29 protein-coding genes and 3 pseudogenes are annotated in these 25,583 nt (G+C 38.9%); 22 read left to right on the top strand and 10 right to left on the bottom strand.

All coding sequences use genetic code 11. The features are described 5' to 3' along the window. Positions 1 to 163: 163 nt before the first annotated feature. The 12 genes and pseudogenes from CL176_RS09820 (at position 164) to CL176_RS09765 (ending at position 10,695) form a co-directional block, all read left to right on the top strand. The gene (locus CL176_RS09820; RefSeq protein ID WP_162890949.1) at positions 164 to 1,276 is read left to right on the top strand and encodes a putative glycoside hydrolase; all 1,113 of its coding nucleotides are present in this window, start codon (positions 164 to 166) and stop codon (positions 1,274 to 1,276) included. 81 nt (positions 1,277 to 1,357) lie between these two features. After that, the gene (locus CL176_RS09815) at positions 1,358 to 2,242 is read left to right on the top strand and encodes a sensor histidine kinase (protein WP_118991151.1); all 885 of its coding nucleotides are present in this window, start codon (positions 1,358 to 1,360) and stop codon (positions 2,240 to 2,242) included. A 326-nt stretch (positions 2,243 to 2,568) separates the two neighbouring features. After that, positions 2,569 to 2,955 (top strand): annotated as a pseudogene (locus CL176_RS09810) (IS30 family transposase); the annotation flags it as partial. A gap of 460 nt (positions 2,956 to 3,415) precedes the next feature. After that, positions 3,416 to 4,252, top strand: a complete 837-nt coding sequence (locus tag CL176_RS09805) for a PrsW family intramembrane metalloprotease (protein WP_162890948.1) — start codon at positions 3,416 to 3,418, stop codon at positions 4,250 to 4,252. Between the two features lie 477 nt (positions 4,253 to 4,729). Further along, positions 4,730 to 5,665: an Abi family protein gene (locus CL176_RS09800; protein ID WP_118991148.1), complete on the top strand. Its 936-nt coding sequence runs from the start codon at positions 4,730 to 4,732 to the stop codon at positions 5,663 to 5,665. Between the two features lie 119 nt (positions 5,666 to 5,784). Then, entirely contained in the window at positions 5,785 to 6,153 is a 369-nt protein-coding gene (locus CL176_RS09795) for a DNA recombinase (RefSeq protein ID WP_118991147.1), read from the top strand. A gap of 250 nt (positions 6,154 to 6,403) precedes the next feature. Continuing rightward, positions 6,404 to 7,801 carry an ATP-binding protein gene (locus CL176_RS09790; protein ID WP_118991146.1) on the top strand — a complete coding sequence of 466 codons (1,398 nt, stop codon included), beginning with the start codon at positions 6,404 to 6,406 and terminating at the stop codon, positions 7,799 to 7,801. A 358-nt stretch (positions 7,802 to 8,159) separates the two neighbouring features. After that, on the top strand, positions 8,160 to 8,366 hold the full coding sequence (locus tag CL176_RS09785) for a hypothetical protein (RefSeq protein ID WP_118991145.1): 207 nt from the start codon (positions 8,160 to 8,162) through the stop codon (positions 8,364 to 8,366). A gap of 10 nt (positions 8,367 to 8,376) precedes the next feature. Then, positions 8,377 to 9,261, top strand: coding sequence for a GIY-YIG nuclease family protein (locus tag CL176_RS09780; RefSeq protein WP_118991144.1), 885 nt, complete (start codon positions 8,377 to 8,379; stop codon positions 9,259 to 9,261). A gap of 26 nt (positions 9,262 to 9,287) precedes the next feature. Continuing rightward, positions 9,288 to 9,500 carry a GmrSD restriction endonuclease domain-containing protein gene (locus CL176_RS09775; protein ID WP_205528111.1) on the top strand — a complete coding sequence of 71 codons (213 nt, stop codon included), beginning with the start codon at positions 9,288 to 9,290 and terminating at the stop codon, positions 9,498 to 9,500. A 328-nt stretch (positions 9,501 to 9,828) separates the two neighbouring features. Continuing rightward, positions 9,829 to 10,212 carry an ATP-binding protein gene (locus CL176_RS09770; RefSeq protein WP_118991143.1) on the top strand — a complete coding sequence of 128 codons (384 nt, stop codon included), beginning with the start codon at positions 9,829 to 9,831 and terminating at the stop codon, positions 10,210 to 10,212. A 261-nt stretch (positions 10,213 to 10,473) separates the two neighbouring features. Continuing rightward, positions 10,474 to 10,695, top strand: a complete 222-nt coding sequence (locus CL176_RS09765) for a DUF3784 domain-containing protein (protein ID WP_118991142.1) — start codon at positions 10,474 to 10,476, stop codon at positions 10,693 to 10,695. A 604-nt stretch (positions 10,696 to 11,299) separates the two neighbouring features. Here the strand turns inward: CL176_RS09765 and CL176_RS12885 are convergent. Continuing rightward, the gene (locus CL176_RS12885; protein WP_276102289.1) at positions 11,300 to 11,464 is read right to left on the bottom strand and encodes an Abi family protein; all 165 of its coding nucleotides are present in this window, start codon (positions 11,462 to 11,464) and stop codon (positions 11,300 to 11,302) included. 35 nt (positions 11,465 to 11,499) lie between these two features. After that, the gene (locus CL176_RS12765) at positions 11,500 to 11,922 is read right to left on the bottom strand and encodes an Abi family protein (RefSeq protein WP_240430532.1); all 423 of its coding nucleotides are present in this window, start codon (positions 11,920 to 11,922) and stop codon (positions 11,500 to 11,502) included. A gap of 728 nt (positions 11,923 to 12,650) precedes the next feature. Here CL176_RS12765 and CL176_RS13100 point away from each other — a divergent pair. Both CL176_RS13100 and CL176_RS09745 read left to right on the top strand, forming a co-directional pair. Beyond that, a pseudogene (locus tag CL176_RS13100) lies at positions 12,651 to 13,152 on the top strand (hypothetical protein). A 130-nt stretch (positions 13,153 to 13,282) separates the two neighbouring features. After that, positions 13,283 to 13,744, top strand: coding sequence for a PepSY domain-containing protein (locus CL176_RS09745; RefSeq protein WP_118991139.1), 462 nt, complete (start codon positions 13,283 to 13,285; stop codon positions 13,742 to 13,744). Between the two features lie 110 nt (positions 13,745 to 13,854). Here CL176_RS09745 and CL176_RS09740 read toward each other — a convergent pair whose 3' ends face one another. Then, a complete protein-coding gene (locus CL176_RS09740) occupies positions 13,855 to 14,214 on the bottom strand; it encodes an FAD-linked oxidase C-terminal domain-containing protein (RefSeq protein ID WP_162890946.1) in 360 nt (119 codons plus the stop codon). Between the two features lie 86 nt (positions 14,215 to 14,300). On the opposite strand from CL176_RS09740, the pseudogene CL176_RS09735 reads away from it, so the two are divergent. Next, positions 14,301 to 14,984, top strand: a pseudogene (locus CL176_RS09735) (DDE-type integrase/transposase/recombinase); the annotation flags it as partial. 216 nt (positions 14,985 to 15,200) lie between these two features. Continuing rightward, a complete protein-coding gene (locus CL176_RS12370) occupies positions 15,201 to 15,341 on the top strand; it encodes a hypothetical protein (protein WP_162890945.1) in 141 nt (46 codons plus the stop codon). Between the two features lie 244 nt (positions 15,342 to 15,585). Here CL176_RS12370 and CL176_RS09730 read toward each other — a convergent pair whose 3' ends face one another. After that, a complete protein-coding gene (locus CL176_RS09730; RefSeq protein ID WP_118991137.1) occupies positions 15,586 to 16,248 on the bottom strand; it encodes a Panacea domain-containing protein in 663 nt (220 codons plus the stop codon). 332 nt (positions 16,249 to 16,580) lie between these two features. Between CL176_RS09730 and CL176_RS09725 the strand changes: the two genes are divergently transcribed. Continuing rightward, positions 16,581 to 16,835 (top strand): type II toxin-antitoxin system Phd/YefM family antitoxin, encoded by a 255-nt coding sequence (locus CL176_RS09725; RefSeq protein ID WP_118991136.1) that lies wholly within the window; start codon positions 16,581 to 16,583, stop codon positions 16,833 to 16,835. A 311-nt stretch (positions 16,836 to 17,146) separates the two neighbouring features. Here CL176_RS09725 and CL176_RS09720 read toward each other — a convergent pair whose 3' ends face one another. The 5 genes from CL176_RS09720 to CL176_RS09700 form a co-directional block, all read right to left on the bottom strand. Further along, entirely contained in the window at positions 17,147 to 17,899 is a 753-nt protein-coding gene (locus CL176_RS09720; RefSeq protein WP_118991135.1) for a hypothetical protein, read from the bottom strand. Positions 17,900 to 17,902: 3 nt separating this feature from the next. Further along, complete coding sequence (gene pcp / locus CL176_RS09715; RefSeq protein ID WP_118991619.1) at positions 17,903 to 18,511, bottom strand: pyroglutamyl-peptidase I; 609 nt, start codon at positions 18,509 to 18,511, stop codon at positions 17,903 to 17,905. Between the two features lie 136 nt (positions 18,512 to 18,647). Next, positions 18,648 to 19,337 carry a sensor histidine kinase gene (locus CL176_RS09710; RefSeq protein WP_162890944.1) on the bottom strand — a complete coding sequence of 230 codons (690 nt, stop codon included), beginning with the start codon at positions 19,335 to 19,337 and terminating at the stop codon, positions 18,648 to 18,650. Positions 19,338 to 19,511: 174 nt separating this feature from the next. Then, the gene (locus tag CL176_RS09705; RefSeq protein ID WP_118991133.1) at positions 19,512 to 20,189 is read right to left on the bottom strand and encodes an IS30 family transposase; all 678 of its coding nucleotides are present in this window, start codon (positions 20,187 to 20,189) and stop codon (positions 19,512 to 19,514) included. After that, complete coding sequence (locus CL176_RS09700) at positions 20,146 to 20,484, bottom strand: helix-turn-helix domain-containing protein (RefSeq protein WP_118991132.1); 339 nt, start codon at positions 20,482 to 20,484, stop codon at positions 20,146 to 20,148. Before CL176_RS09700 ends, CL176_RS09705 begins: the two co-directional genes overlap by 44 nt. A 257-nt stretch (positions 20,485 to 20,741) precedes the next feature. Between CL176_RS09700 and CL176_RS09695 the strand changes: the two genes are divergently transcribed. From CL176_RS09695 to CL176_RS09675, 5 genes are all read left to right on the top strand, one after another. Continuing rightward, the gene (locus CL176_RS09695) at positions 20,742 to 21,119 is read left to right on the top strand and encodes a GntR family transcriptional regulator (protein WP_118991131.1); all 378 of its coding nucleotides are present in this window, start codon (positions 20,742 to 20,744) and stop codon (positions 21,117 to 21,119) included. A 1-nt stretch (position 21,120) separates the two neighbouring features. Beyond that, positions 21,121 to 21,990, top strand: a complete 870-nt coding sequence (gene pmtA / locus CL176_RS09690; RefSeq protein WP_118991130.1) for a phenol-soluble modulin export ABC transporter ATP-binding protein PmtA — start codon at positions 21,121 to 21,123, stop codon at positions 21,988 to 21,990. 1 nt (position 21,991) lies between these two features. Next, positions 21,992 to 22,606, top strand: coding sequence for an ABC-2 transporter permease (locus CL176_RS09685; protein ID WP_118991129.1), 615 nt, complete (start codon positions 21,992 to 21,994; stop codon positions 22,604 to 22,606). A gap of 66 nt (positions 22,607 to 22,672) precedes the next feature. Further along, a complete protein-coding gene (locus CL176_RS09680; RefSeq protein ID WP_118991128.1) occupies positions 22,673 to 23,671 on the top strand; it encodes a S41 family peptidase in 999 nt (332 codons plus the stop codon). Between the two features lie 185 nt (positions 23,672 to 23,856). Continuing rightward, positions 23,857 to 24,699, top strand: a complete 843-nt coding sequence (locus CL176_RS09675; protein ID WP_118991127.1) for an HAD hydrolase family protein — start codon at positions 23,857 to 23,859, stop codon at positions 24,697 to 24,699. A 100-nt stretch (positions 24,700 to 24,799) separates the two neighbouring features. On the opposite strand, the gene CL176_RS09670 is transcribed toward CL176_RS09675, so the two are convergent. Beyond that, positions 24,800 to 25,561, bottom strand: coding sequence for an SDR family oxidoreductase (locus CL176_RS09670; protein WP_118991126.1), 762 nt, complete (start codon positions 25,559 to 25,561; stop codon positions 24,800 to 24,802). Positions 25,562 to 25,583 lie beyond the last annotated feature (22 nt).

Genomic DNA, 25,583 nt, shown 5'->3' with positions numbered 1-25,583 from the left:
TATTTTTGTCCCAGCCTCGTTTTTTTAAACTCAATAATTTTGGTAAGTGAACGATTGAACAGCTCTAATTGTGTTGATGGTTGATAGAAAGAAGAATGACAAATGAAATAATGTAGAAAGTGAAGGTGTCAGAGTCATGCGCCGGACGAAAAGGCGAAAGAGAGTGTTATTTAGGCAAATTGCGGCTTTGTTTTTAGTGGTCTTATTCCTTGCTGCAGTTTTTGTGGTATATCAGTGGGGAGGTTTAGGTTTACAAAAGCGTCCCAAACAAGTTCGGGGTGTTTATTTGCCTACAGAGTCTTTAGCAGATGACGCTCGTTTAGACCAAAGCATCGAGGTCATGAAGAAAAATAGATTGAATACAGTGGTGATTGATTTCAAGGACGATGATGGACAGATTGTGACCCAGCTGGAAGAGGGGGATGAGCTTGTAAAAAGTAACAGCTTAGACTTACTTGACCTGCAGGACGTCTTGAGGCGGTTTAAGCGGGCAGGGATTTATCCGATTGCACGAATTGTTTGTTTCAAGGATAATCGTCTGTCACAGCAATATCCAGACCTTTCTTTTATTAGTCAAGAGTCGGGTATGGTCTGGCAAGATGGGGGAGGTGCTAGTTATATCAATCCCATGAAAGAGGAAGTGAAGACTTATCTCTTGGACGTTACTGAAGCGGCTTATGATTTAGGCTTTAAGGAGGTGCAATATGATTACATTCGCTTTCCTGAAGGTTTTCATGTATACAGTGATGGCTTGTGGTATGATTCCTCAACTTATGAAGACCTAGGTGGCTTAGAACGAGTTCAAGCCATCAATGATTTTTTAGAAAGAGCAAGGAATCGCTTTCAAGATAGAGATTTGACGATTGGAGCGGCTGTTTTTGGTTATGCAACGATTGGTGGGGAGCAACCAGACTTGGTAGGTATTGGTCAAAACTTTAAGAGTATGGCCGAGCGAGTTGACGTGATCTCAGCTATGATCTATCCTTCGCATTGGAGTCCAGGCTTTTTAGGTGTGGACTATCCGGACTTAGAACCTTACGAAGTGGTGGCTGGTTACATAGATATAGAACAGGATATATTAGATGCTAGCAAGTCACGGACAAGGTCGATACCTTGGTTGCAAGCTTTTACTGATTATTCATTAGCAGAAGGGACCTATCAAGAATATGGAGCTGAAGAGATTAATGAGCAGATTCGAGCGCTGAAAGACAAGGGCCAAGAGGAATTCTTTTTATGGAATATTGCAGGTGACTATCCAAGTGGTATTCGTCCTTAAATGTAAAAAAACGAAACTCTTCATTTTTGGTGTATACTATCTTTAATAGCCAAATAAAAAAGCTGAAGAGGGGGAGTCGCCATGCTTTATAACTATTTATTGCTGTTTTTACTTGTGAGTTTACTAGTTTATATTCATCTATATCGGTCGGAAATCAAGAAGATTCAACAGCAAATGGTCGACATTAAAAAAAGAGAAAGCAACCGCCTATTGACCCAAGGCTTGTATACTAAAGAATTGAATGGTTTAGTAGGAACGATCAATGAAACTTTAATGAAAGAACGGGAGCTGCGTTTGGAGCTGGAGAAGAAAGAAGCTTTGCAACAGGAATTATTAACCAATGTCTCACATGATATTCGAACCCCATTAACGTCTTTAGATGGTTATATCCAACTGTTGATCACAGCCGATAACCTGGAAGATGAAGAGAGATATTTAAGTATCATTCAAAACCGCTTAGAGAAAATATCTCAAATGTTAGACCAAATGTTTTTGTATATGAAGTTAGAAGATGCCCACTATCCTGTAAACTTGGAGCCGTTAGACTTAAAACAGCTTAGCTTGAGCCGCTTGTTTAATTTTTATGATATTTTTCAATCCAAGGGGCAAGAACCGCAAATCAATATGCCAAATGAACCTGTTTGGGTGGAGGCTAGTGAGGATTTAATGGATCAGGTCTTACCCAATGTGATAAAAAATGCCTTACTTCATGGACAGGGGGACCTAATCTTGACGATTAAGGAAGAAGGTAGCTTGCATATTTCAAATTCTTTTACGGGAAGTTATCAAGGAGACCCCAATATTTTATTTGAGCGATTTTCTACTGGGTCAGCTTCTCGCTCAGAGGAGTCAACAGGTTTAGGTTTGTCTATCGCTCGCTCAGCTGTCGAAAAAATGGGAGGACATATTGAGGCAAAAACTGAAGGACAAGTGTTTACGGTAAGCATTTATTTCAATCAACCCTAGCTCAGATGGTGTTGATACTTGAAATAAAACGTGTTTTAAAATTGAAAAAATATTGTACCTGATTATAAGGGACTTAGTGTCTGAGGATAGTCGGAAAATAGTTTGACGTCTTTTAAAAAATTGTTAGGCGATAATACATATGTGACATAAAACAAACAAAAAATGAGGAGCTTCTGATACACTCTAAGTATGACCAAAAAGTGAAAGGAAGAAGCACCTCATGAAACAAATTATAACAGAAGAAATGAGAACTGTTAATTGCAATATCAAATGCATAATTATTTTGAGAAATCCTGTTATGACGCTAGCTTTCTGATTATCCAGTCATATCAAGTCAAACACAAAATGCTGTTATCGAGGCTTTAGATAATCTTGAGGACAGCTTAGGCCCTGAGAAGTTTAAGAAGACATTTAAAACAATTACCGTAGATAACGGCAGTGAATTTTTAAACTGGAAAGAAATGGAGACATCCTCTTTTGATAAAGATGAAAAGCGCTGCCGAATCTACTTCTGTGATGCCTATAGCGCCTATCAGAGAGGCACTAATGAACAAATCAACGGCCAGATACGTCGTCACATTCCAAAAGGATCCATCATCGGAGATTACACCAAAGCTCAAATTAAAAGCATTGAGGAATGGATTAACACTTATCTTAGAGGAATTCACGCCGGCCATTCTGCCTTGGATATTTGGTTAGTTGAAGCCACATAGCCGGCGGCCTTGACAACGAGCCTCCTTCGGCATGGTTAAAGAGGGCAAGGTTTATGGGAATAATCCCATAAACCCCGGACCCACCTCGCTATTCGCAAGTACCATGCCTCAGCTCAGTGTCAAGGGAGGCTTCGCCGCCGGCAAGTACATGATTTACATTGCGTTTATAGCTTAGATGACCTAGGTAGAAAATGAGTCTCACTTTAACTTGTAATTAGCGGACACGTTATTGCCATAACAAAAATATTGACTTTTTACATGTACGATGTTATTTTTAAAGCATAAAAAGTTAGAGAAGATGCAATTTTAATGCCAAACTTTTAAATTCGTAAATATACTTATGATTTGCGATTTTAGGGTTTGACGTTTTTTAGCTATTATTCTTCCTAATTTTAAATATATTTAAATCAGATTACATTTTATTATGCAGTTTTTACATTTTAAAAATTGGGAGGATTATATGAAAAAATTTATTAATATTTATGGAAGCAATCTTTTGACTATCATAACCCTGGCTTTAGTATTTATAGGATTTAATGACTACTTTGTTCAATTTGCAGAAAAGGACAAGTCACAGGAATTATTTCCCATATTTCTCATTGCCGCAAGCACAGTGTTCCTATATGCTATACCTGTTGCCCTATTTATATATTATTTAGTAAAAAGATTTAATGTTTCGGGCAAAGTCGTGCTACTAAGTCTTATATTTGGATTTACAATACCCTTGTATTTAGCAAGTCAAGGCAATTCACTAATTTCGTTATTGCTATTTTCACTTAATGTTCCAAAGGAAATACTCAGCAAATGGGGAGCAGCTATGACAGCACCCTTTACAGAAGAAATAGCAAAGGGAATAGTTGTTCTCTTGACATATTTTTTCTGCAAAAAGATTTCTTTGAAAGATGCCTTTATATCGGGGATGATTTCCGGCTTTGGCTTTCAAGTTTTAGAGGACGTCGCATATATTTTTCAAAGCACCTTTGGCGAAACCAATACTGGTTTTTCAATAGCCTTTGAAAGAGTGTCCAATGCACTGGGCAGTCATATGGGTTTTGCAATAGTCTTTGGAGTTGGACTTATAGCTCTTTTGAAAAAAGAAACTTCTATCCCAAAATCTAAGGCATTATTTTTCATAATAGCACCTATTGTACTACATTTCGCTTGGAACTCTCCACTTGAAGGAGATTGGGTAACGCCTTTGTTTGGAAGCATAAATCTATGCCTTGCCTATTATGTATTTACCATTGTGGACTCTTTAGATGAAGGGATTAAAATAGATAAAATAGTTCAAGTTTAGTATTGAATTAAAAACTGTCTTGGACGTTTGTTTAGCTGAAGCCGCGTAGCAGGCGGCCTTGACAACGAGCCTCCTTCGGCATGGTTAAAGAGGGCAAGGTTTATGGGAATAATCCCATAAACCCCGGGCCCACCTCGCTATTCGCGAGTACCATGCCTCAGCTCAGTGTCAAGGGAAGCTTCGTCGCCAGCAAGCACATGATTTACATTGCGTTTATAGCTCAGATGACCTAGGTAGAAAATGAGTCTCGCTTTAACTTGCAATTAGCGGTTTATTTTATTAACAAGCAAAGAGATTGACAATTTCTATGTAAATATGTATTATGTTTATGAAAGTTCAATCGCTCCCCAAGTTTAGTAATTTCGGTTACTGAACATAACAGATACGTCTGACGGGGGGCTTTTTGTATGCCTAAAATTATTTAGATAACTGTGTGATGTAATCATTGGTGATTAAGGCAAAGGAGTAGGTAAGTATATGGCCTTTGAGTCAATTAGTTTTCGTGACCAGGTGACTTTATTAAATGGGCGTGGGATGACCTTTAATAATCCTGAGCGTGCAGAAGATACTTTAAAACATGTTTCCTATTATAAAATAAAAGAGTTTGCCTGGCCTTATGCTAAGGAAGATAATGGAGAAATTAAATATTCAGATATTACATTTGAAGATGTCATCACTCGATATTATCGAGATAAAAATATCAGGCTTCATATATTACATGCTCTAGAAGATATTGAGGTAGCCTTGCAAACACAAATTGCTTATTATCTAGGTCAAAATACTGGAGAATATGGCTATTTAAGAGCGAATAATTGGGCTGATATTCAATCGTTTTCACGGTCTAAAGTCAATAAAACTCAAGAAAAAATTATTGAAAGAATTGGTTATCAAGTGAGGATCGCTCGAGAGAATCCCCAAAGTCATCATGAATTGATTTCAAAATTAGAGTCTGGATCTAACCCTAATTATCCTCCAGTTTGGCTAGGAGTTAATTTATTAATGTTCGGTAATTTGGTTTACATGCTAGAGATCATGTCTCGGCGAAATAAAGAGCCAATAGCGGCTTACTTTTCTTGTAGCATGGAAGAACTTTATGCATGGATGCAGATGCTCAATCTTGTAAGAAATATATGTGCACATAATTCTAACTTTATTGATTTGCACTTTATTAGTTCTGTACCCATAAAGAAGGAATGGAAAGAATACTTATACATCCATGGTAAAGAGCAAAACATAATTACTGATAGAATTGCAGTCCCCATTATCATCATTAAGTATTTAATGGATCAGATTAATCCAAGCTATCGTTTCAATTCAATACGAAACATTTTAAATAAACTCATTGAGAATGATCAAGAAGCTAATTATTATGGATTCAAAAGTAAACAATCCGTTTTAGATTTATTTAAATAAGTTTAATGTGTAACTCGCTTGGGTGGATCATATTAAGTGCTAGGCCTGAACGATTAAAGAGGATTTATTGCACGAAAGTCATCAACTCCTGAATAGATAATAGTGATTACCTAGAAACATTGGAAGCGAACATCAAGGAAGTTTTAGATCAGAAGTACGATGAAACAGTCGAGCAGGTAGATAATCAGCTGCATGAATTACAGAAGCTGCTTTATCATAGTGCCAACGAAAAGGAAGAATATGAACGGTTGGCTGAGCAAATCTATGACCTGAGAGAGAAGAAGCAAGAGTTGTTGTTTGCAAATGCAACTAATGCGGAAAAGCGCAGACGCTTATCTGACATTAAGGCCTTCTTGAAGGCTCAGCATATTGAACTGGAGGAATATGATGACAGTTTAGTTAATCGTTTGATTGAAGAGGTGAGAGTTAAAGAAGAAAGTCTTGAAGTGAAACTGAAGACAGGCCAAATAAAAGTTGTTGAAAAATAAGAGAGGCAAGGAATTATGCAAGGGGTTACCCGGCTGCATAGTTCTGTGTCTCTCTTTTTGCTATAATGATTGGGAAAGAAGTAATTGTGAGTGAATCGTGCGATAATCGTGTGAAAATAAACAAAAACGCTGATTTTATGGGGTGTCTAATAGAGTTAATCGTGAATGAATCGTGTAAAAACTGTTCGAAATAAATTTAAATTGGACGAGGTGATGAAAAAAACGTTACACAATTGAAGATATAACAACAATGAATGAAGGGCAGTACTTTGATCGAAAAAGCGCCAGAATAAAACCTAAAGATGCAGTTAAGCATATCATTGCTTTTGCTAATGCCGATGGGGGAACCTTAGTTATAGGCATTGAGGACGATGGGGACTTATCTGGGACGAATTATCAAGGAGCTCATAAAATAGAAGAATATCAAATGGCCATTCAACAAGATATTCTTGGGCAACCTTCTGTTTCCTATGAAAAGTTATCTTATGACCATAATGGTGAATTAGATTATCTGTTTCTTATTCATGTTGATTTATCAGCTAATTACTTAATTAAGAATCGTAGTGAAGAAGTCTATTTAAGAATCGGCGATAAAAGCTTAAAGCAGACTTATTCGCAAATTCAGCGATTGGAGTATGCTAAGGGAGAAAGACTATTTGAAGATAATCTTGTAACAGGGGCCCAATTATCTGATTTAGATGAAGATTTGTTATCCGAGTACAAAATGCACCTTAACTGTAGTGATTTAAGTAATCAACAAGTATTAGAAGCTCGAGGTTTTATGCATCAAGGTCAATTAACAACAGCGGCTATCTTAATGTTTGGTAAGAATCCAAGCTATTACTTTCCCCAAGCACGCCTAAGATTTTTACGTTATGAGGGTGTGAGTCGTGAGACGGGTAGTCGAATGAATATTGTTAAGGATCAAACATTTGACGGACCCATCCCGACAATCATTCGACAAGCTCACTCAGCAGTGAGTGCTCAGCTTCGGGAATTTCAGTTTTTAGGGGATGATGGACGGTTTAAAATTGTTCCTGAATATCCTGAATTTGCTTGGTTTGAGGGGATTGTAAATGCGGTAGTCCACCGTGATTATTCACTTAGGGGAGATTATATTCGTGTCAGTATGTTTGATGATCGCTTAGAAATTTTTAGTCCAGGTGGATTACCTAATATCGTTACCTTAGAAAATATGCGCTATACTCGTTATGCGAGAAATCCTAGGATAGCAAGAGCTTTGGTCAGTTTTGGATGGGTTCGAGAGTTGAATGAGGGTGTTAACCGCATTTACGATGAGATGGCAGATTTTTACCTTAATGCACCAGAATACAGTCAACCACATCCCTATGCCCTTCAGTTGAAGTTAGAGAACAACTATCCTTCTCGTCAATTACGATTAGATGATCGAGTGGATGACTTGGAGAAAAAATTGAATATGGATGAATTTAATGAGAACGAGCGAAAAATTCTGGCTTATTTGTATGGGAATGGGCAAATTACAGTAAAAATAGCTTCTGAAACCATTGAAATGAGTGATGCTACTGCTCGTAAGTTGTTGAGAGGCTTAGTAGAAAAAGATGTCTTGAGCTGGCATGGAAATTCAAAAAAAGATCCCAAACAATATTATACAATTAATGTTGATTAGAACAGAATGGTTAGGAGTAATTCAGACTATTTCGGAGTAGTTCGGAGTAGTTCGGAGTAGTTCGGAGTAGTTCAGAGTAGTTCGGAGTAACTTGACACTAGCTTGATGATAATCATTAAAGTTAGTCAAACCACATAACCCCCACACTAAAAGCAATTTATAGCTATCAGCCGACACATGTGGAGTTGGTAGCATTGATGTCTAGGGTGGATGAATAAGAACTGTTGAAGTATTGATATAATAAGGTTTTCCAGTTGTTTTGGAGAATATCCAAGCAGGGGAATCTTATTTTTATTCTGCTGAAAATGAAGCGCAGTTTTCAGTAAAGGTAGGGTTGAGTTGATAGGATGACTTTTGGGTGGTTAAGGTGATTATAGAATCCACCATAGTTATACCAATTATAGATAATGTAAAGCAAAATAAAATAAAGAGAAAGATTGATGAAATTAATATAGCCAGAGAAAAACCAAGAAAGCTAATTCAAAAATCTAAAAAAGCAGTTGAGATGGCGATAGAATTTGGTGAAGAAAAAACGATTGAGTTTCTTAATAAAAGAAAAGAATAGAGGTGTTTTAATGCAAGTGCGTGGGAAAAGTATAAATTTATTTCTAATGGACGGTACAGCAGTTGGGCGGATAAAATGTACACTTGCAAATTGGACGGGTGTTGCTTATAAAATACCTAGAACAGAACTTGATAAATGTAAAGAGCGGGAAGATCTTAAGCAAAGTGGCGTTTACTTTTTATTTGGGACATCTGATGAAACGGGAGAAAATATTGTCTACATTGGTCAAGCAGGAGCAAGAAAAAATGGTGAGGGCTTACTTTATCGTCTGCAGGAGCATAAAAGAGATGATAGCAAAGACTATTGGACAGAAGCAGTTGTTTTTACTACTTCAAACAATTCTTTTGGGCCAACTGAAATAAGCTATTTAGAAAATAGATTTTTTAATTTAGCTAAAAACGCAAGAAGATATAGTGTTAAAAACAATAGCGATCCAACGTCAGGTAATGTAACTGAAGAAAAAGAAAGTGAGTTGGAGGAGTTTATAGAGTATGCTGAAATAGTTATGGGGACATTCGGTCATAGAGTATTTGAATCCCTTGAAGAAAAGCCAACTAATAAAGAAATTAAGGAAGTAGAAATTGATGATGAGCCTGTATTATTTTTGAAAACTTCTAAAGCTGAAGCCAAAGGCCGAAGAACTAATGAAGGCTTTGTTGTTTACAAAGGTGCGTTAGTTTCTATTAATCCTACTAAAATTTGCCCGGAGACTATTAATAAACTGAGAGAGCGATATAGTGATAGGATAAAAAGTGGCGTGCTTCAAGAGGATATACTTTTTACAAGCCCTTCTGCAGCAGCAGGTTTTGTAACATATGCCAGTGCTAATGGCATGATTATGTGGTTAGATAAAAAGGGAAGAACTTTAAAAGAGATAGAAAGCAAGGAAGATTAATGTCTCTGGAAGGAGGAAGTGCCTAAATGTCAAATGAATTAATTTCTTTATCAACACTATTTCAAAATAGACTATTTAGAATACCAGATTATCAAAGAGGATATGCATGGAAGAAAGAACAACTAGTAGATTTTTGGGAGGATTTATTAAATCTTCATGAAGATAGATATCATTATACTGGGCTTTTATCTTTAAAAGCGGTTAATAAAGAAAGTTTACGCTTATGCGGAGAAGACTGAATATTTCGCGCGATCAGATCAATCGATAGCCAATTCAGACCACCCCAATTCACGGCTTCAGACCCCCTGGTCTCAAAGGCGAATTCGCTCTTGAGACCATACAATTCGCCTTTGAGACCAGGGTCTTGTATATTGAAGTGAAAGTTATCACTTTCAAATTTTTTACAAGGAGGCGTTGATATGGTAAGAAAAACACCTGTCAAAATGATTATGGAATATCGCGATCGGGGTCTGTCACGTAATCAAATTGCTAAGATGTTAGGGACGAGTCGTAATTCTGTTTGAGAGGTCTTTAATCGAGCGGTAGAGCGTAAAATAAGTTACAGGGATTGAAGCCTGTAAGCAAGGATTTAGGACCTTCTATGTTAGATTGCCAGATTTATTCATTCAAAAAGATGAGGCAAGGCTTAAGAACAATGGCCTCAAGAACTTAATGACCAGATACTCAAACTATGACTTGTTGATTATCGATGAATGGTTATTAGATGATATTCTTGAAGACGATTTGAAATTTCTTTTTGAAATCATGGAACGTCGCCACGACGAACATTCTACCATCTTTTGTACACAGTTTCGAAAGGGGGATTGGCACCAAAGATTGGGAGGTGGTGTCCATGCAGATGCGATAATGGATCGAATTGCTCATAATGCCGTCTGGTTCAATACAGGCAATACAAATATGCGCGAAAAGTTCAACCAGCCCATCATTTAATTGATTGTTAATATTATGCAACCACTCCTAATTTTGGTGGGTGGTTGTTCTACCTGGTCTCAATTGGCTATCAATTGACCTCTTAGGGCGAATTGGGTGGTCTATTGGCGCGTAATATACAATATAGCTAATAATCAGTAAAATTTTTATGGATATAAATAGGGAAAAATAAGGATCTTCAAAATATAAGTAAATTACAATTTGATTTTTGAGAAATGATAAGAAGATTTATTAACATAGGAAGTTTGAGAGAGGTACTTAATGAATTTACTAAAGATAATACTTATAGTAGTGGGAGTCGCTTTTACTACATTTGGATATTTGATCTATTTTAAAGAAAAATATAATTTGATTAACGGTTTTGAGGCGGATTATAAATCTGGAAGAAAGACAGAATACTATGCTAAAAAGGTAGGATTGGTAGAACTTATCATTGGCATTATCCTTATTTTAATTGGGATCTGTGTGATAATCATTAAATAATACCTCCCCCTTTGTCTGTCTATTAATTTTTGAGCAAGTCGAAATAGAGAACTAATTATATATAATTAGTTTGGAAAATTTATATGAGAAATAGAAGATTTGAAAAATAGATATAAATGTGTATTATAATATTTAACAGTACCCGACACGCCTTTTAGTATAAAGCGGACCAAGTCGGGTTTTTTGATTTTACTTAATAGACTTAATATAATTGGTATAATATTATCATAAGCAATTGAGGATAATCGTGATCAAATAAAAAAATAAGCAGCTAAGTTAATTACTACTTATTAGGAAATCCTGAAATTTCAAATATGCCATCAATTGAGACACTAGTAAATTTATTCTCGTATTTATTTTTGATCGAACTTATTGACGAGATTAAAGATTGGTATTCTTTTTCGGGAATAACTAGTTTAAGGACTAATATTAAATCATGTAAATTTTTGCCAGTATAATTCTCATCAAAAAACTTTTCAAATATAACGGTTTGGCCAGCTTTATTCAATGAGAAAGAATACATGACTTCATCATGGGCGCAAACATTTCTGAAAAAATTACAGATTTTAATTATGTCTATAAGTTCAGTCTTACTAATTTTTTCTTAAGACTGGTAACTATCTTTATATCTCTGACCAAAATCTCTAGCAATTTTATTTTGAAGAGATTCATCTAGGGAGTTATAAAAATAAGATATATTTCCTAAAGTGAGGAAATTTACTCGCACCCAAAGAGGAATATGATCATGCTTTTTTATATAATGCCTAATAGGTTTCTTGCCATTTGAATTTTTATTTTCTCTATTTATGGCATTGGATAATGTCCTATATTTTTCAAAACATAATTTAGTTGATGCTTTGATGCAGAATAATTATCAATTTGTAAGTAAGGATATAGTCCATCTCTATGTAGATCTGAAAAATGATAAGCACAGGATGTTTTTAAAAGTTTTTCAAAACGGAGCAAAGAAGAAAAAATAACTTCTTTAAGTTCACGATCCATTTCATGAAGGGCATAAATTTCTTCAAAACTACTACCAGCTTTATATGCATCTTCTTCCTCATTAGAAGATGTATTATCTAAAAATGGAGCTTTATAGCCATTGATGAGGTTATAATAATTTACTTGTGATAAAATAGTTTTGGCAAATTCTGGATTATTAATGTCTAAACCTCTGGTTGAGAGTATTTCAATTTGTTCATCAAAAGTTTTAAATGGTGTACTCATATATACACCTCATAAAAAAACGCCCCGCCACGTATGGCAAGGGCTTGTTCCTTACTTATATTTTAACAGAAAGTTCTATTAATCCAAGGACTTGCAGAAATAAAATTTGTATGCATGGAAACTATAAAGATATCTAGAGTGGCTTATAACTAATCAATTAGTGGAATATTCCCACATACGAGACTCCTCTAAAATTTCAAAAGTTACCCATACTGACCACTCAAGCCATGAGGAGACTGTATCATTGCTTGTGAAAGAGCAGTAGTGACTGAAGAAGCAGATGTCCTGCTCATACACGAAATTCCCAAGAATGACCATGTTGTAGGTCATGGGGTGACAACGAAGAGGGATACAGTACGTGATGCGAAAGGTAGCCGTGTAATGAGGAAGTGATTGGCAGGATTCGGCGGCTGAGTGTATTGTATAGATTGAAAAGACAAGTAGATAAATAGCTTATCAGCAAGATTCTTGGATACTGGGGGTTGTGTCTGAGAATCTTGTTTTTGGGTTTTAGCGTGAAATTCTCTTAAAATACATGTTTGATTTGAAATTAATTAGCTAAAAAAACGCAAAAATCAGCACCTGTGTTATAATATAAATTTGAACATTTAATTAACGCAATATTCAGTGTCCTGCATTAGTTGCTTTTCGACATCGGGCAACTTCGAGCAAGTGGAGATGGTAACCGCTCTATGGCAACTTTTCAACAGTGATACGGATCAAAAAATGTGAGAGTGGATTTGGCCACTCTGACTGGGGCTGCGATTGTGGCTTTAGGGCCTAAGGTGACCGCCTTAATGTCTAATAATGATGAACTGGCTGAGCAAATCCTAACGGCGAGCCAGCAAGGAGCTGAACCAACGCAAAGACTTTATGCCTTCCCAAGCCATTATCAACAAATTAAGGGAAGCTTTGGCGATTTGAATAATGCACCGAAAGGTGGCGGGGGAGCCATTACAGCGGGCCTTCTTAGAGCATTTCGCTGAGGGCTTGCCTTGGTTGCATTTGGATATTGCGGGACCGTCCTATGCGGATGCAGCTTACGACTACTTCCCTCAAGGGGCGAGCGGTACCGAGGTTAAGACTTTATATCGCTGGGTTGCTGCCTATAATATGTTCACAATAGAAAGAATAGACATCGGAGAAAGCGTCAAGCTTTCTTCGATTTTTTTGATGGGGATGACCTTTCCTGAGACTTTAGTAATAGATTTAAGTAAATATAATTATTAAATTAGAAAAGGCTACACTAAAGCTTTTATTGCTATTAACATTGTGATATTTAACTATCTATTTAGTGATATAATGATTGTAAGCCCTACCAATTTATGTTATAATTATAGAAAGGAAAGGAGGGATTGCTATGGAAGCGAAATTAGGTATTATTCCAGTTCAAGAAGCTTTGGCTAAATATTCTGCCCTATATCCCAAGGATCAATTGACTAAGTTGCAAATCGAACACGAGGGACCTTTTTTGAAGTATGAGATGGTTGGAAATGATGGCCAGGAAAGACATATTTATGAATTCAATGCTGCCACGGAAGAGGTGCTCAAAGAGCGGAGTCGTCCGATGAAGCCGAAACAGAAGGAGCCGAGTCGTCTGGCGAGACGGGCCCTGAATACGACTAACTTATTGCCCCTCTCAGAGATTACCGAGATTGCCTTAAAGCAAGTCCCGGTGGACAATCCTTACCAATGGGAGCTCGATCGAAAGAAAGAGCGGACAGTCTGGAAGGTGGAAATTGCCGATCAGCGGGGCGGAGCTTTCTACGAGGTGAAGGTGGATGCCCAAGATGGGACGGTCGTTGAATATAAGGTGAAATAAGCTACCAACCCAGTAAAGAAAAGTGGAGCCGGTCAAGTTGTTACGCTTGATCGGCTCCACTATTTCTATGGCTTGGGAAAAGCCTTTGATTAGGAGATTAATACTTAGAATTATAGATCAAAAATCTTGCCTGGATTGAGCGTATTGTTCGGGTCAAGGGCTCGTTTAATAGCGCGGAAGACATCAATATCGTCTTCGCTGAAGAAGTCACCCAAATGCTCCTTCTTCTCTAAACCGATCCCGTACTCAGCAGAAGGCAAACCTCCAAGATCAGAAATTAATGGGTAAATACGGGCTTCATAATCCGCCTTCGCTTGCTCCCATTCTTCATCACTTTGATCTTCTCTTATGACACAGATATGAATGTTACCATCCCCGGCATGACCGAAGAAGGCGGTTTCAATGTCTAATTCTCTACCGATTTCCTTGGCTTTGGCCACGAGTGGGGTAAAGTAATTGGCCGGTACCACTGGGTCATACATCTTCTATTCAGCGGCATCAACGATGCCGTTAAGAATGTTGTCCCGAACGGTCCAAGTATCTTTAGCTTCTTGGGCATCGAGGATTAGCCCACGTCTATCGTAGATGTAGGGATAAGGGCTATACTAGAAGCTATGATTCTATGTGTCGTCAAATACGGAAAATGAACTTAAAACCTCCTTCTAAAAAGAAAAAAAGGCGAATCAAGAAAAAAGATAAACCCAACTATTCTTATCCAGGAGAATTAGTTCAAATCGATGTGAAGTACGTTCCTATTCATTCTATAGGTTTTGCCAGTAACCATAAACGATACTATCAAATCACAGCTATAGATGCTTATTCAAGAACTAAAGTTCTTGATTTGATGAATGAAAATAGCACTTATACAACATCTGAATTTCTTATAGATTTAGAGAAAAGAATGGGCTTTAAGATAGACAAAATTCAGACAGATAATGGAAAAGAATTTACAAACGACTCTTATGAAACAGATAAGAAGTCGAGGCTTCAAAGGGTTTTAGAATTTCTTGGGATTAGCTATAAAACAACAGCACCCTACAGTCCTTGGCAAAATGGCTTGGTGGAAAGAAGTCACAGAGAAGATGAAGAAAGATTTTATTCAAGACGTCGTTTTTCAAGTGAGGAAGAACTTCGGAAAGCTTTGGCTAGATACAACACGAGTTATAACAATACTTATCGTAAAGTGCTGAATTTTAAAAGTCCAGATGAAGTCGTTAATGACTATTTTGCTAAAGAAGCTTTAGATGGGGTATATGTCATAGTAAGTGATGTGAATAAAGAAGATATGACGGTTGAAAAAGTAGTTGATTCGTACCGTAATCTAAGTAAAGTTGAATCAGCTTTTAGAACATTGAAAGGCCCAACATTACAAGTTAGACCAATTTATCACAGAAAAGACGATAGAATCGAAGCGCATGTTTTTATCTGTTTCTTAGCTTAATATCTAGAATGGCACATGTTACAAAGGTTACAGCCCTTATGGAAGAAAAATACAAGTGGCTCTGGCTTGGAAACAACGCTTGAAGATGTGTTGGAAAACTTGAAGGCTATTAGGATTAATAAGGTTGATTTTGATGGTTATGAAGTAGGCAAATAACAGAGCCAAACGAAAAACAACAAGAAATAATAGATTTAATATTACCGGAGTAAATGTACCCTCAGGCACTAAAAATAAAAAGTCAAACGAGCGTTGGTGTATCAACACTCATTTGACTTTTCGCTCTGGAAGTCACGTTAAAAAATGACTCTCTTTCAGAAATAGTAGATATTTAAATTTTACAAAATCAAAAACCTCACATTGTTCCCAAGACAACATGTGAGGTTATAGATTTTTATCAATACTAAATTGCCAACTTATCTTTATCATGATACTTTAAAATCAGTTCATTAGTGATAACGTTATTTGCCTCAGACTCATATGCATGCTCCCATGGCAAGTTCGATTGATGCGTTAAATTTATCAACTTTTCTCCAGATAACTTTTTAAAGTTTGTTTGGATGTTCGTTAAGACTGACAAAATATTTTTTGAGTCTCTCACTCGTCTCATACGAGCAAAAGCTTGGACTGGGCCACTGGTTCTCTTTCGGTATTCTTGTTCGATGATTTCGCCATCTGTAATTTTATCAGAACCATATTTTTCAAAAATATCATAAACTGACCTTATAACCGGCCCATACTCCCACGCTTCAATTTCTTCTCTAAATAGCTCTTTGCCAGTCAATTTGAGGTAGTCAGCATAGGCTAGATAGACCATCGTTTGAATCTGTAGTTGAGTATATGAGTCGAACGACAGGAAGAACATTGCTACATCAACAGCTGAGATTTCCAAATCTAGAGATATAGCATGACCAAACTCTAAAATATCATCGTAATACCTAAGATCTGAAAAATACGAATCTTTTTGGCATACACTCTCCCAAGTCTGAGCATCAGTGGTTAAGCTATGGAAACCATATCCAATCTCTGGGTAATGAGACTTTAGCGAATCAATTAGCTCATTCAACGAAACCACATCTTACTTACCTTGCCAAGCTGTTGACCAACCAACTCTTGTTCCTAAAGTATATGACTCACCCACTAGTATGAAATGTCTATACATTATCTATCATCTCTTCCTCCCATTCATCAGACCAGAAACTTTTTGAAATTAGCACTCAACGTTACATCATCACAACAACAAATGAAGTCCGTTGTCACATATATTTTTATCAAAACAAATAACAACAAAATCCATCTCCACACAAACACCTTATATTTTAAGTTTAATTTTAAGAACTATAAGACGTATAATTTTAAGTAGGATAGTTAGCGTTTTTTTAAGAAAGAGGGATTCATATGCAGATTAAACCTGTATCAGATTTAAGAAATTACAAAAGTGTTTTAGATGACGTTTCAGTTGGTAATCCTGTTTACTTAACTAAAAATGGTTATGGGAAATATGTGGTTTATGATATAGAGGAGGCTGAAGAAATAGAGCGCTTAAGAGCAATGTCGCAATTACTCTTTGAACTTCAAAAAGGTAGAGAATCTGGCGAGAAAGAAGGATACTTAACGCTTGAAGAGGCTAAAGAAAGATTTGGGCTAAAATAAATGAACTATGGAAAAATAATTATCAACTAGTCGGAGCAAGTTTTTACCAGGGTTCTTATCATTCAGAGGCTCTCCGAGATACTGGCAATAAACTAAACATACCTTTTTGCACCAAAAACTTAACATTAGGAATTATTACAAAATAATTGCAGATGTCAAAAAAGACTGAGTTTTCCCTACAATTTATACTCAAACGACAACACCCCACAAACGTTGGTATTTCAACGCTTATGGGGTGTTTTTGGTCTTTTTTATTTCAAAAGTTAAGTTTAGTCACTTGCAAAAAATTTATATAGTATTTCATAAGTTTTTTAAATGATAAATTCTTGGAATAGTTCTAAATAAAGATGGAGGCCGTGGAGCTTTTTGCTGAGGTGGTCATGCTGGTCAAAGAGATAGAGGTCGGTATCTGGCCGGTATTTTTTGAGTCGCTTGTAAGACCTGAGTGCCCATTTTTCTTGGTCGCCACAAATGAAGATAGGCTTGGCAGGACTTGCTTGCAGGCTGGTATCCAAACGCATCCGGTAGCAGGAGTAAGACTGGTTTTCAATGGTCTTAGCTGATAAGTCTAGGTCAAAGTAGTCTTTTAAAAGTTCCAAGTGGACCTCAGAATCTGTCTGCTGCCTGATCAGTTTTTCTAGGGCGACTGGGTCCTTTGTCTCTATAATCTCATGGACCTTCTGGCCCAGCCGCTTGGCCAAAAAGCGACACAGCCAGTGGGGAAAGGAGATCAGGAAGGGAGCGTCTAAAAAAGCAAGCTGACAAGAAAAGTCGGGATATTTGAGGGCCTCTACCAAGACATTAGCCCCCATGGAAGACCCGTAAGCATATAAGGCTTGGTTACCCGCAATTTCTTGGACCTTTTGAACAACTTTAGCAGCTTGGTCTTCGATGGAAGTAAAGGTGCCCTCCCCTTGGGCTCCGTCATATTTGACATAATAGACTTGATATTTTTCTTCTAAAAGAGGACCTAACCCTCCATAGCCTCCCCGCCAATGGGTCATCATGCCACTTAAGCATAGGATTTTGGGGCCTTGGGTTTGGCCTTTTTGGATGATTTCCATGACCTACCCCCTTGAGACAAGTAGATCCAGACCAGCCTCTAAGCCACGGACCATGTCTGAGATCCCCAGGGCTGGTTGACCGGGTTTATCTAGGATTTGGGCTAAGGAATAAGGCAGGTGGATAAAGCCGGCCTGCATCTGGGGAAACTCCTGGTCCACCAGATAAAGGCTCTGGTACATAACCTGGTTACAGACAAAGGTCCCAGCAGTATTGGAGATCTCTGCCGGTATGCCGGCTTGGAGAATGGCTTCAAGCATGGCCTTAATGGGCAGGTTAGAAAAGTAAGCCGCCGAGCCATGGACTTGGATAGCCTGGTCGACAGGTACTTGGCCGGCATTATCAGGATGTTTGGCGTCAGCTAGATTGATAGCGACTCGCTCCAGGCTCAAGGCCGACCGCCCCCCTGCTTGTCCTAAGTGGAGGACACGATCAGGTTTGACTTGACGAATTTTCTCTGTGACCAAGCCTACCGCCTGGCCAAAGATTGTTGGCAGTTCTTGTTTGAGAATTTGGGCTTGGCCAAGTTGGTCAGGCAAAAGTTTGAGGCATTGGGCGGAAGGATTAAGCTCTTCTCCCCCGAAGGCATCAAAGGCTGTGATTAAGATTTTCATCATCTATCCTGCTTTCTTTTTACAATTTGGGAGCCGGTCCCTTACTCCTTATTATAGCATCTTAAGGCTAGTTAGACTTGTTTTTTGGAATTATAGTCAGCTCTCAAGAGCATAAATTAAGTTAAGTCATTCAGCTTTACATAGAAAAAGACTTGGAAAATTCTACGACAAAGGCCTTGGTGTAAGCAGGGCCTGCTGGCTCTAGGTAGGCCCTCCCCTGGTACTTGGCTGACAAATGGGCCACAATGGCCAATCCTAAGCCTTGACCTTGACCACTAGGCCTGGTGGAGTCTCCCTTGTAGAAGGGGTCAAAGACCTGGTCGCTATCAAGCTCATGCCCATTATCTAACACTTTAGGGATGATCTTAGGCCCCGCCTGCTTAAGGGCAACTTTCAGCCTAATTCCAGGAGGATTGTGTTTGACGGCATTAGACAGGAGGTTATCTACAATCCGGTTAAAGTCACTGGGATTGACCTGGCCAAAGACCTCTGGCTGGATCTCTAAGTCCAGTTCTACCCCATGGTCTTCCAAGCTCTGGTAATGGTCTGCAATCAAGGCTGTCAGGGCTTGTGATAGGTTGACCCTTTGGATCTGGGGGTCTTCATCTTGAATGACCAAACTGGAGTAGACCATGAGATCTTCGACCATTTTGACCATTTCATCCGCCTTTCGATTAATCAGTTGGTAGCTTGACTCTTGGTCTGGGTCGCAAATTTTACCATCCTTGAGAGCTTGGGCGTAGCCCTTGATCGTGGTTAAGGGCGTCTTCAAATCATGGGCTAAAGAAGAATAGATAAAATGTTCAGCCTTTATCTGCCGGTCCATTTCCTCTTCAAAGTCTCTAGCCAATTGCCTTTGAAAATGCCAAGTCACGACCAAGAAATAGAGAAGGTTTAAAAGGACCATCAGACCCGTTAAGAAGTAAACCAACCAGGCCTTGCCAGGATACCAGTCTATTAGGACTTGAAAGAAAGCCTCGACTCTGATTCAGCGCATTGGTCATAGCCTTAAGGTGTCCTGGTATTTAAGGCCTTTTAAGGACCTCCCTTTGGGAATAAACTCCCTTAGAAGGCCATTATGACGCTCGTTTGATCCTTTCTCCCAGGAAGCATAAGCATGAGCAAAATAAACTTTTAACTGACCTTGGTCTTCAAGACTAGAAAGGTTGGAGCATTCCGCCCCGTTGTCTGTCGTTAGAGTCTTCACTGCCCCTTTCTCGACGTAAGGTTTGAGTATTTTCCACACGTATTTCGTGATGACATCGGCAGATTTTGACCATACTTTACAGGTCAAATACTCCCTCGTTTTTCGCTCCAAAAGCGTGATAATGACAGGTTCATCCTTAGTTTTCCCGCCCAAGATAAGATCTAGCTCCCAATGGCCAAATTCCTGTCGAGACAAGACATCTGGATCACGTTGATTGATTGAGGTCCCCAACTTCTTCTTATTGCTTCCTCTAGGCTCTGAAGGCTTGTACTTGCGTTTACGCATGGTGACTTTTCTAGGCAAATCGATGTTGCGAACCTCAAGGAGGTTAAGATCAATGTAGGTATATAGGGTTTTAGTACAGGGCGCCTTTTCGTCTGGGTGCTCTCTTCGATAACTGTGCACATAGGAATCGACGGAGTGAACCCTATAGCCTTCTTGTGGACAAATAGCCTGACGAAGCGAGTTCATGAAGTCTGAAGAGTAGCGATTGATATCGTTTCAGACCAGACCTCCTTTTATTTTCCTCTGCCACCCTCTGCCCAGCATCTGCCTTATAGACCTCAACAAAGGTATAGTCGGACTTCATCTGAGTCACTGTTCCGCGTTTAATTTTCCTTGAAACGGTCGATTGAGAGATCTGAAGACGTTTAGCAATCTCTGTTTGGGTCACGCCCTGATCATACAGAGCTTGGATTTGACCACGTTCTGTAGCAGATAGATGATGAAAGGTACGATGAGTTGTGTTAGCATCTGACTTAGGCATATAGTGCACCCCTTACTATTTTTTGGTCAATGACAGTATAGGGCACTATGTGCTTTTTTTCTTCAAATTCTTTATGCATTTCACTTTACAACTAACCTAGTCAACTTATTTCTTAAAAAATTGTTGACAAGAAAAAAATGACCATGTATACTGTATATAGTGTATATGCCGTATATGTACAGATGTATTCGGACAAGTACAGCATATAACAATTAATATTTCAATCTTCCTAAGATTTGAAGAAAGGAGGGAACCCCTTGATTATAAACTTAAACAAGAAGAGTAAGATTCCTCTGTATGAACAAATTATCAGTGAAATCAAACGAAATATATTAACAGAAAAAATAAAAAGCAATGAACAGCTTCCTTCGATTCGAAAGCTAGCTAAGTCTTTAGATGTCAGTGTCATCACTGTTAAAAATGCCTATGACAACTTGGAAACGGAAGGCTACATTGAAACGGTGTCAGGCCGAGGAAGTTATGTTGCTGAATTAAATCAAGATTTGTTAAAAGAAAAAGTTGAAGAAAAAATAAAAGATTATATGACTAGCCTTGTTATTGAGGCTCATAAAATCAATATGAGTAAAGAAGCATTAATCAAGATACTTGAAGACATTTACGAGAAGGAGAATTAACATGAGTGACTACGCAATCGAAATTAAAGGTCTAGCGAAAAGCTTTCCTGACTTTCAAATGAAAGACTTAAACTTACAGATTCCAAAAGGATATATCACTGGATTCATCGGACCCAATGGAGCAGGTAAAAGTACGACGATCAAAATGATGATGAGTCTTATGCATCCTGATTCTGGAGAAATTAAAATCATGGGGCAGAACATCCAAGACCATGCGGAAGAAATCAAAGCACGAATTGGCTTTGTTTATGCTGAGAATGTTTTTTACGACCATTTAAATATCAAGGAAACAGAAAGGCTGATTGCTCCTTTTTATAAAAAATGGGACCATCAAAAATTTACAGACTTGATTCAATCGTTTGGATTGCCTAAGAACAAAAAGGTTAAAGATTTTTCAACAGGTATGAAGGTGAAGCTCTCTTTAGCTGTAGCTTTATCTCACCATGCCGATTTGATCCTGTTAGATGAGCCAACATCAGGATTAGACCCCATCGTTAGAAAAGAAATCTTGAATATCTTATATGACATTATTCAAGATGAAAGTAAGACCATTTTCTTCTCTTCACATATCACGACAGATCTGGAGCAAATCGCTGACTATATCACCTTCATTTATGATGGTTCAATCATACTTAACGAAGAAAAAGATAACTTACTTCAACATTATCGATTGGTTAAAGGCGATCAGAAACTTCTAGAACATGACCGATTAAAAGATTATTTAATTGGCTTAGAAAAACGTGACACTGGAAGTATTGCGCTAACAAAGGAAGCTGAAGTCTTTGAAGAGATGTATGGCGATCAGCTTGTGATTGAAGCTGCGTCACTTGAAGACATCATGTACTACTTTACAAAGAGAGAGGGATTTTAGGATGAGAGCATTACTCAATAAAGAATTTATCGTTAATCGAAAAACTCAATTACTTTCTTTACTCATTTATTTAATTATTAGTTTCTTACTCAATGAGGGGGGATTATCACTCTGGATGGCCCCGGTATTCACAATCAAGAGATTAGATATACATGAGCGATCGGATGAAAAAAATGAAAGTTGGCAATTAATCAATAGTCTACCTGTTAGTCGCACACAAGTCTTGCAATCCAAGTTTTTATTTAATTTTATAACATCTTGTGTTTATATTTTGATCCCCGCTCTCATTAATTACCTTGTTCCAAGTTTTGAAACGACTAGCCTGAGCACCATTTTACTTTATCTGTCCTTATGTGCTGTACTTATTACAGTATATCATCTTCTATACCTCTTATTTGGTCCCAAGGTGGTGGGTGTCGTTTTTATCCTTCTTTTTGGCTTTATTATTGGAGCAGGTCCAGCCATTTTAGAAAGTTCACTTGCCCAAAATATATTGACAAGTTTATCTAGCCGGTCAGCTACAAGCATTCAGCTTTTGGTAAGTGCTATCTTATTAGCTATTTCTGCGGGTGTTTTTTCCATCACATTATCACGATTTAAGAAGATGGATTTATAACAGAAAGAGAACACCTTACAATATTGTAAGTACTCAAACTCAAACAAAACTGCTATAGTGTTTTTGATGTATAGAAAAAATGGTGATCGTATGAAAAAATTATGGAAAATTATTTTATCGATATTAGCTGTCATGATATTGATTGTTGCTGTACTTGTTCAGGTTTTCGGTCCTGTTTATGGGCCGCTCTTAACCGGCAAACCTATCTATCTAGTCGAACCTAAGCCAAGTCGGTATGGTCAGATTGCTTTTAACCACATGGATACGATGGGTTTGTACAGAACTAGCGAGGAATGGCAAGCTAATCGGGAAAAATTTGAAGACGAGCTTGGCTCAGTGACTAATGAGGAAGACTTGCTTCTTAAATTAAATGAAGCAATTATACTAGCAGGTGGCAAGCATTCTTTTGCTGATCAGCACTTAACAGAGGAAGAAATGCGAGAAGAATACCAGGAACCGGTCGCAAAAGAAGAAGCTAACGTTTTATATCTTGAGCTTCCAACTTTTGCAGCTAGTCTAGACCTAGCCCAAGACTATGCCGACACCCTTATGACCGGGTTAAAAAAAGCGAATGACTACCAAGGGATCATCATTGATCTAAGAGGCAATAGAGGAGGGGACATGGGACCCATGTTAGCTGGTCTTTCACCACTACTTGAAGATGGAGAGCTTTTGAGTTTTGTTTATGGTGAAAATGAAGTTCCCGTGACTTTAGAAGACGGATCGATTGAAGGTGGGGGAAGTCCCATCAGTGTTGAGAACATAAAGAAAATAAAAGATCTGCCCATAGCTGTATTGATTGACCATGACACGGCTTCCTCTGCTGAACTAACATTACTCGCATTAAAAGAGAACGAAAATGTTAAAACTTTTGGAGAAGAAACGCGTGGTTTAACTTCAGTCAACCAGACCATTAACTTGACGGAAGATATATACCTTGCTCTAACCATCGGATCGGTTAAAACTCGATCAGGAGAAAACTATAAGGAACAGCCCATTCAAGCAGATGTGCCTAGCCAGCAAGCAAAAGAAGACGCATTGCAATGGATACAAGAAATGAAATAACTACATACAAAAAAGCTTTGAAAAAAGTGGAGTGATGTTTTTTGCTTGGCCTATAATTCTGTAAGCTTCAAGAAGCAGAATTTGTCGATTATATTCTTATAAAGTCCAATTTTGCAAATCGCTTAGCTATAAATTACAATGAGAGGGTACTGACAGTTTTTTAAAGATATGAAGGAGTTGTTAGCTTGACTATTCGACTGATCACTGTAGATATGGACCAGACCTTTTTGAGAGCCGACAAAACTTATGATAAGGACCGTTTCCGCAAGCTTTTCTCCGCCTTTGAAGACCGGGGCGGTGTTTTCGCTGTGGCCAGCGGAAATGCCTATTATAATTTAGACCATTATTTCGAAGCGGACATTCTTCCGAAAATTTACTTCTGCGGGGATGACGGCAATTTTATTATCAAGGACCAGAAGAAGCTGGCTGAACTGTCTCTGGATCCCGATCTGGTTGACCGCCTGATCCGTTTTTTGAGCCAGTATGAGAACACCCACCAGGTCATCGCCAGCACAGGTGATCGGACCTTTGCGACGCCCAGCGACGATCCCTTCGTTAAGGAGAAAATGTCGATCTATTATTTCCAGTCCGAGTATTATGAGCGGGTGGAAGACTATCCGCGTGAAGGGGTCAACCGTATGACCTTGCTTGGGAAGTTTTCTCTTGAGGAAAATAAGGCCATTATGGATGAGATTAACCGGGCCTTTCCCGAGCTCGAAGCGGTGACACCGGGAGACCAGTGGATTAATATCTATGACCGCCGCGGAGGCAAGGGGAGTGCCATTGCCTATCTCCAGGAGGCTTATCAGATCAAGGCTGAGGAGTCTATTGCCTTTGGGGACAGTCTCAATGACCGCAGCATGATGAGCGAAGTCAAGTATTCCTGCGCCATGGACAATGCCGATCCGGAGCTCTTTGAATCCTGTACCTATCGAATTGGCAACAATGAAGACCAGGCCGTTTTAGATGTGATGGAGCAAATATTAACGGAGCCGGACATGAGCTTTATGGAAGCTTATCGGATCTAACATTTAGACGGGAAAGCTGGCATTTTTGTAAATGAAAAGGGACGCCCTTCAAATTGAAGCCGTCCCTTTTTCCTTTAGGAGATATGACACATTTGTCCCTTTAGCCGGCAGTAACGCCGCCGTCGATAACGATATTGGCTCCCGTAGTGAAGGAGGACTCATCGCTTGCCAGATTGAGAACGGCGGAGGTGATTTCCTCTACTGTCCCCTGGCGAATCCCCTGGTCGACGCCGGCCATCACGCGGGCGATGCCTTTCTCGCTGACATTCTTCTGCGAATCCATCACTTCGGTTTCTATCCCGCCTGGACAGATGGCATTGCAGCGGATGTTATCCAGCGCATACATGTAGGCGGTGTTCTTGGTTAGACCGATAAGGGCATGCTTGGAGGCCGTATAGGAAGCCCCGGCCTTGCCCCCATTGATCCCGCCAAGGGAAGCAATGTTAATGATGTTTCCGCCTTCTCCCTGGTCCAGGAAGACCTGAACCGCCCTGCGCATGGCACGGAAGGGCCCTTCCAAGTTCAGGGTCATCACCCAGTTCCAGGTGTCGTCATCCGTTTCGGCAACGGGCCGGAATTCGTCCATCACTCCGGCATTATTGATGAGAATATCCAGCCGGCCTTCCTCCTTAACGGCAAAGTCGATCATTTCCTCGCATTTGCCTTCTACAGTCAAGTCAGCCGGGAAGGGGAGGATTTTTCCGGGCAGGTCCTTAGCTTCCTCAGCCAAGGCTTCCAGCCTCTCCTTGCGGCGGGCAACAGCAACCACCTTGGCCCCTTCTTCAGCAAAGCGGAGGGCAATATCATAGCCCATACCGCTGCTGGCCCCGGTAACGACAACTACTTTATCCTTAAATCTCATAAAATAATCTGCCTCCTCAGTC

The organism is Suicoccus acidiformans (assembly GCF_003546865.1).
In the GTDB taxonomy this organism is placed as follows: Bacteria; Bacillota; Bacilli; order Lactobacillales; family Aerococcaceae; genus Suicoccus; species Suicoccus acidiformans.
This window is presented reverse-complemented; position numbering and strand designations above follow the sequence as displayed.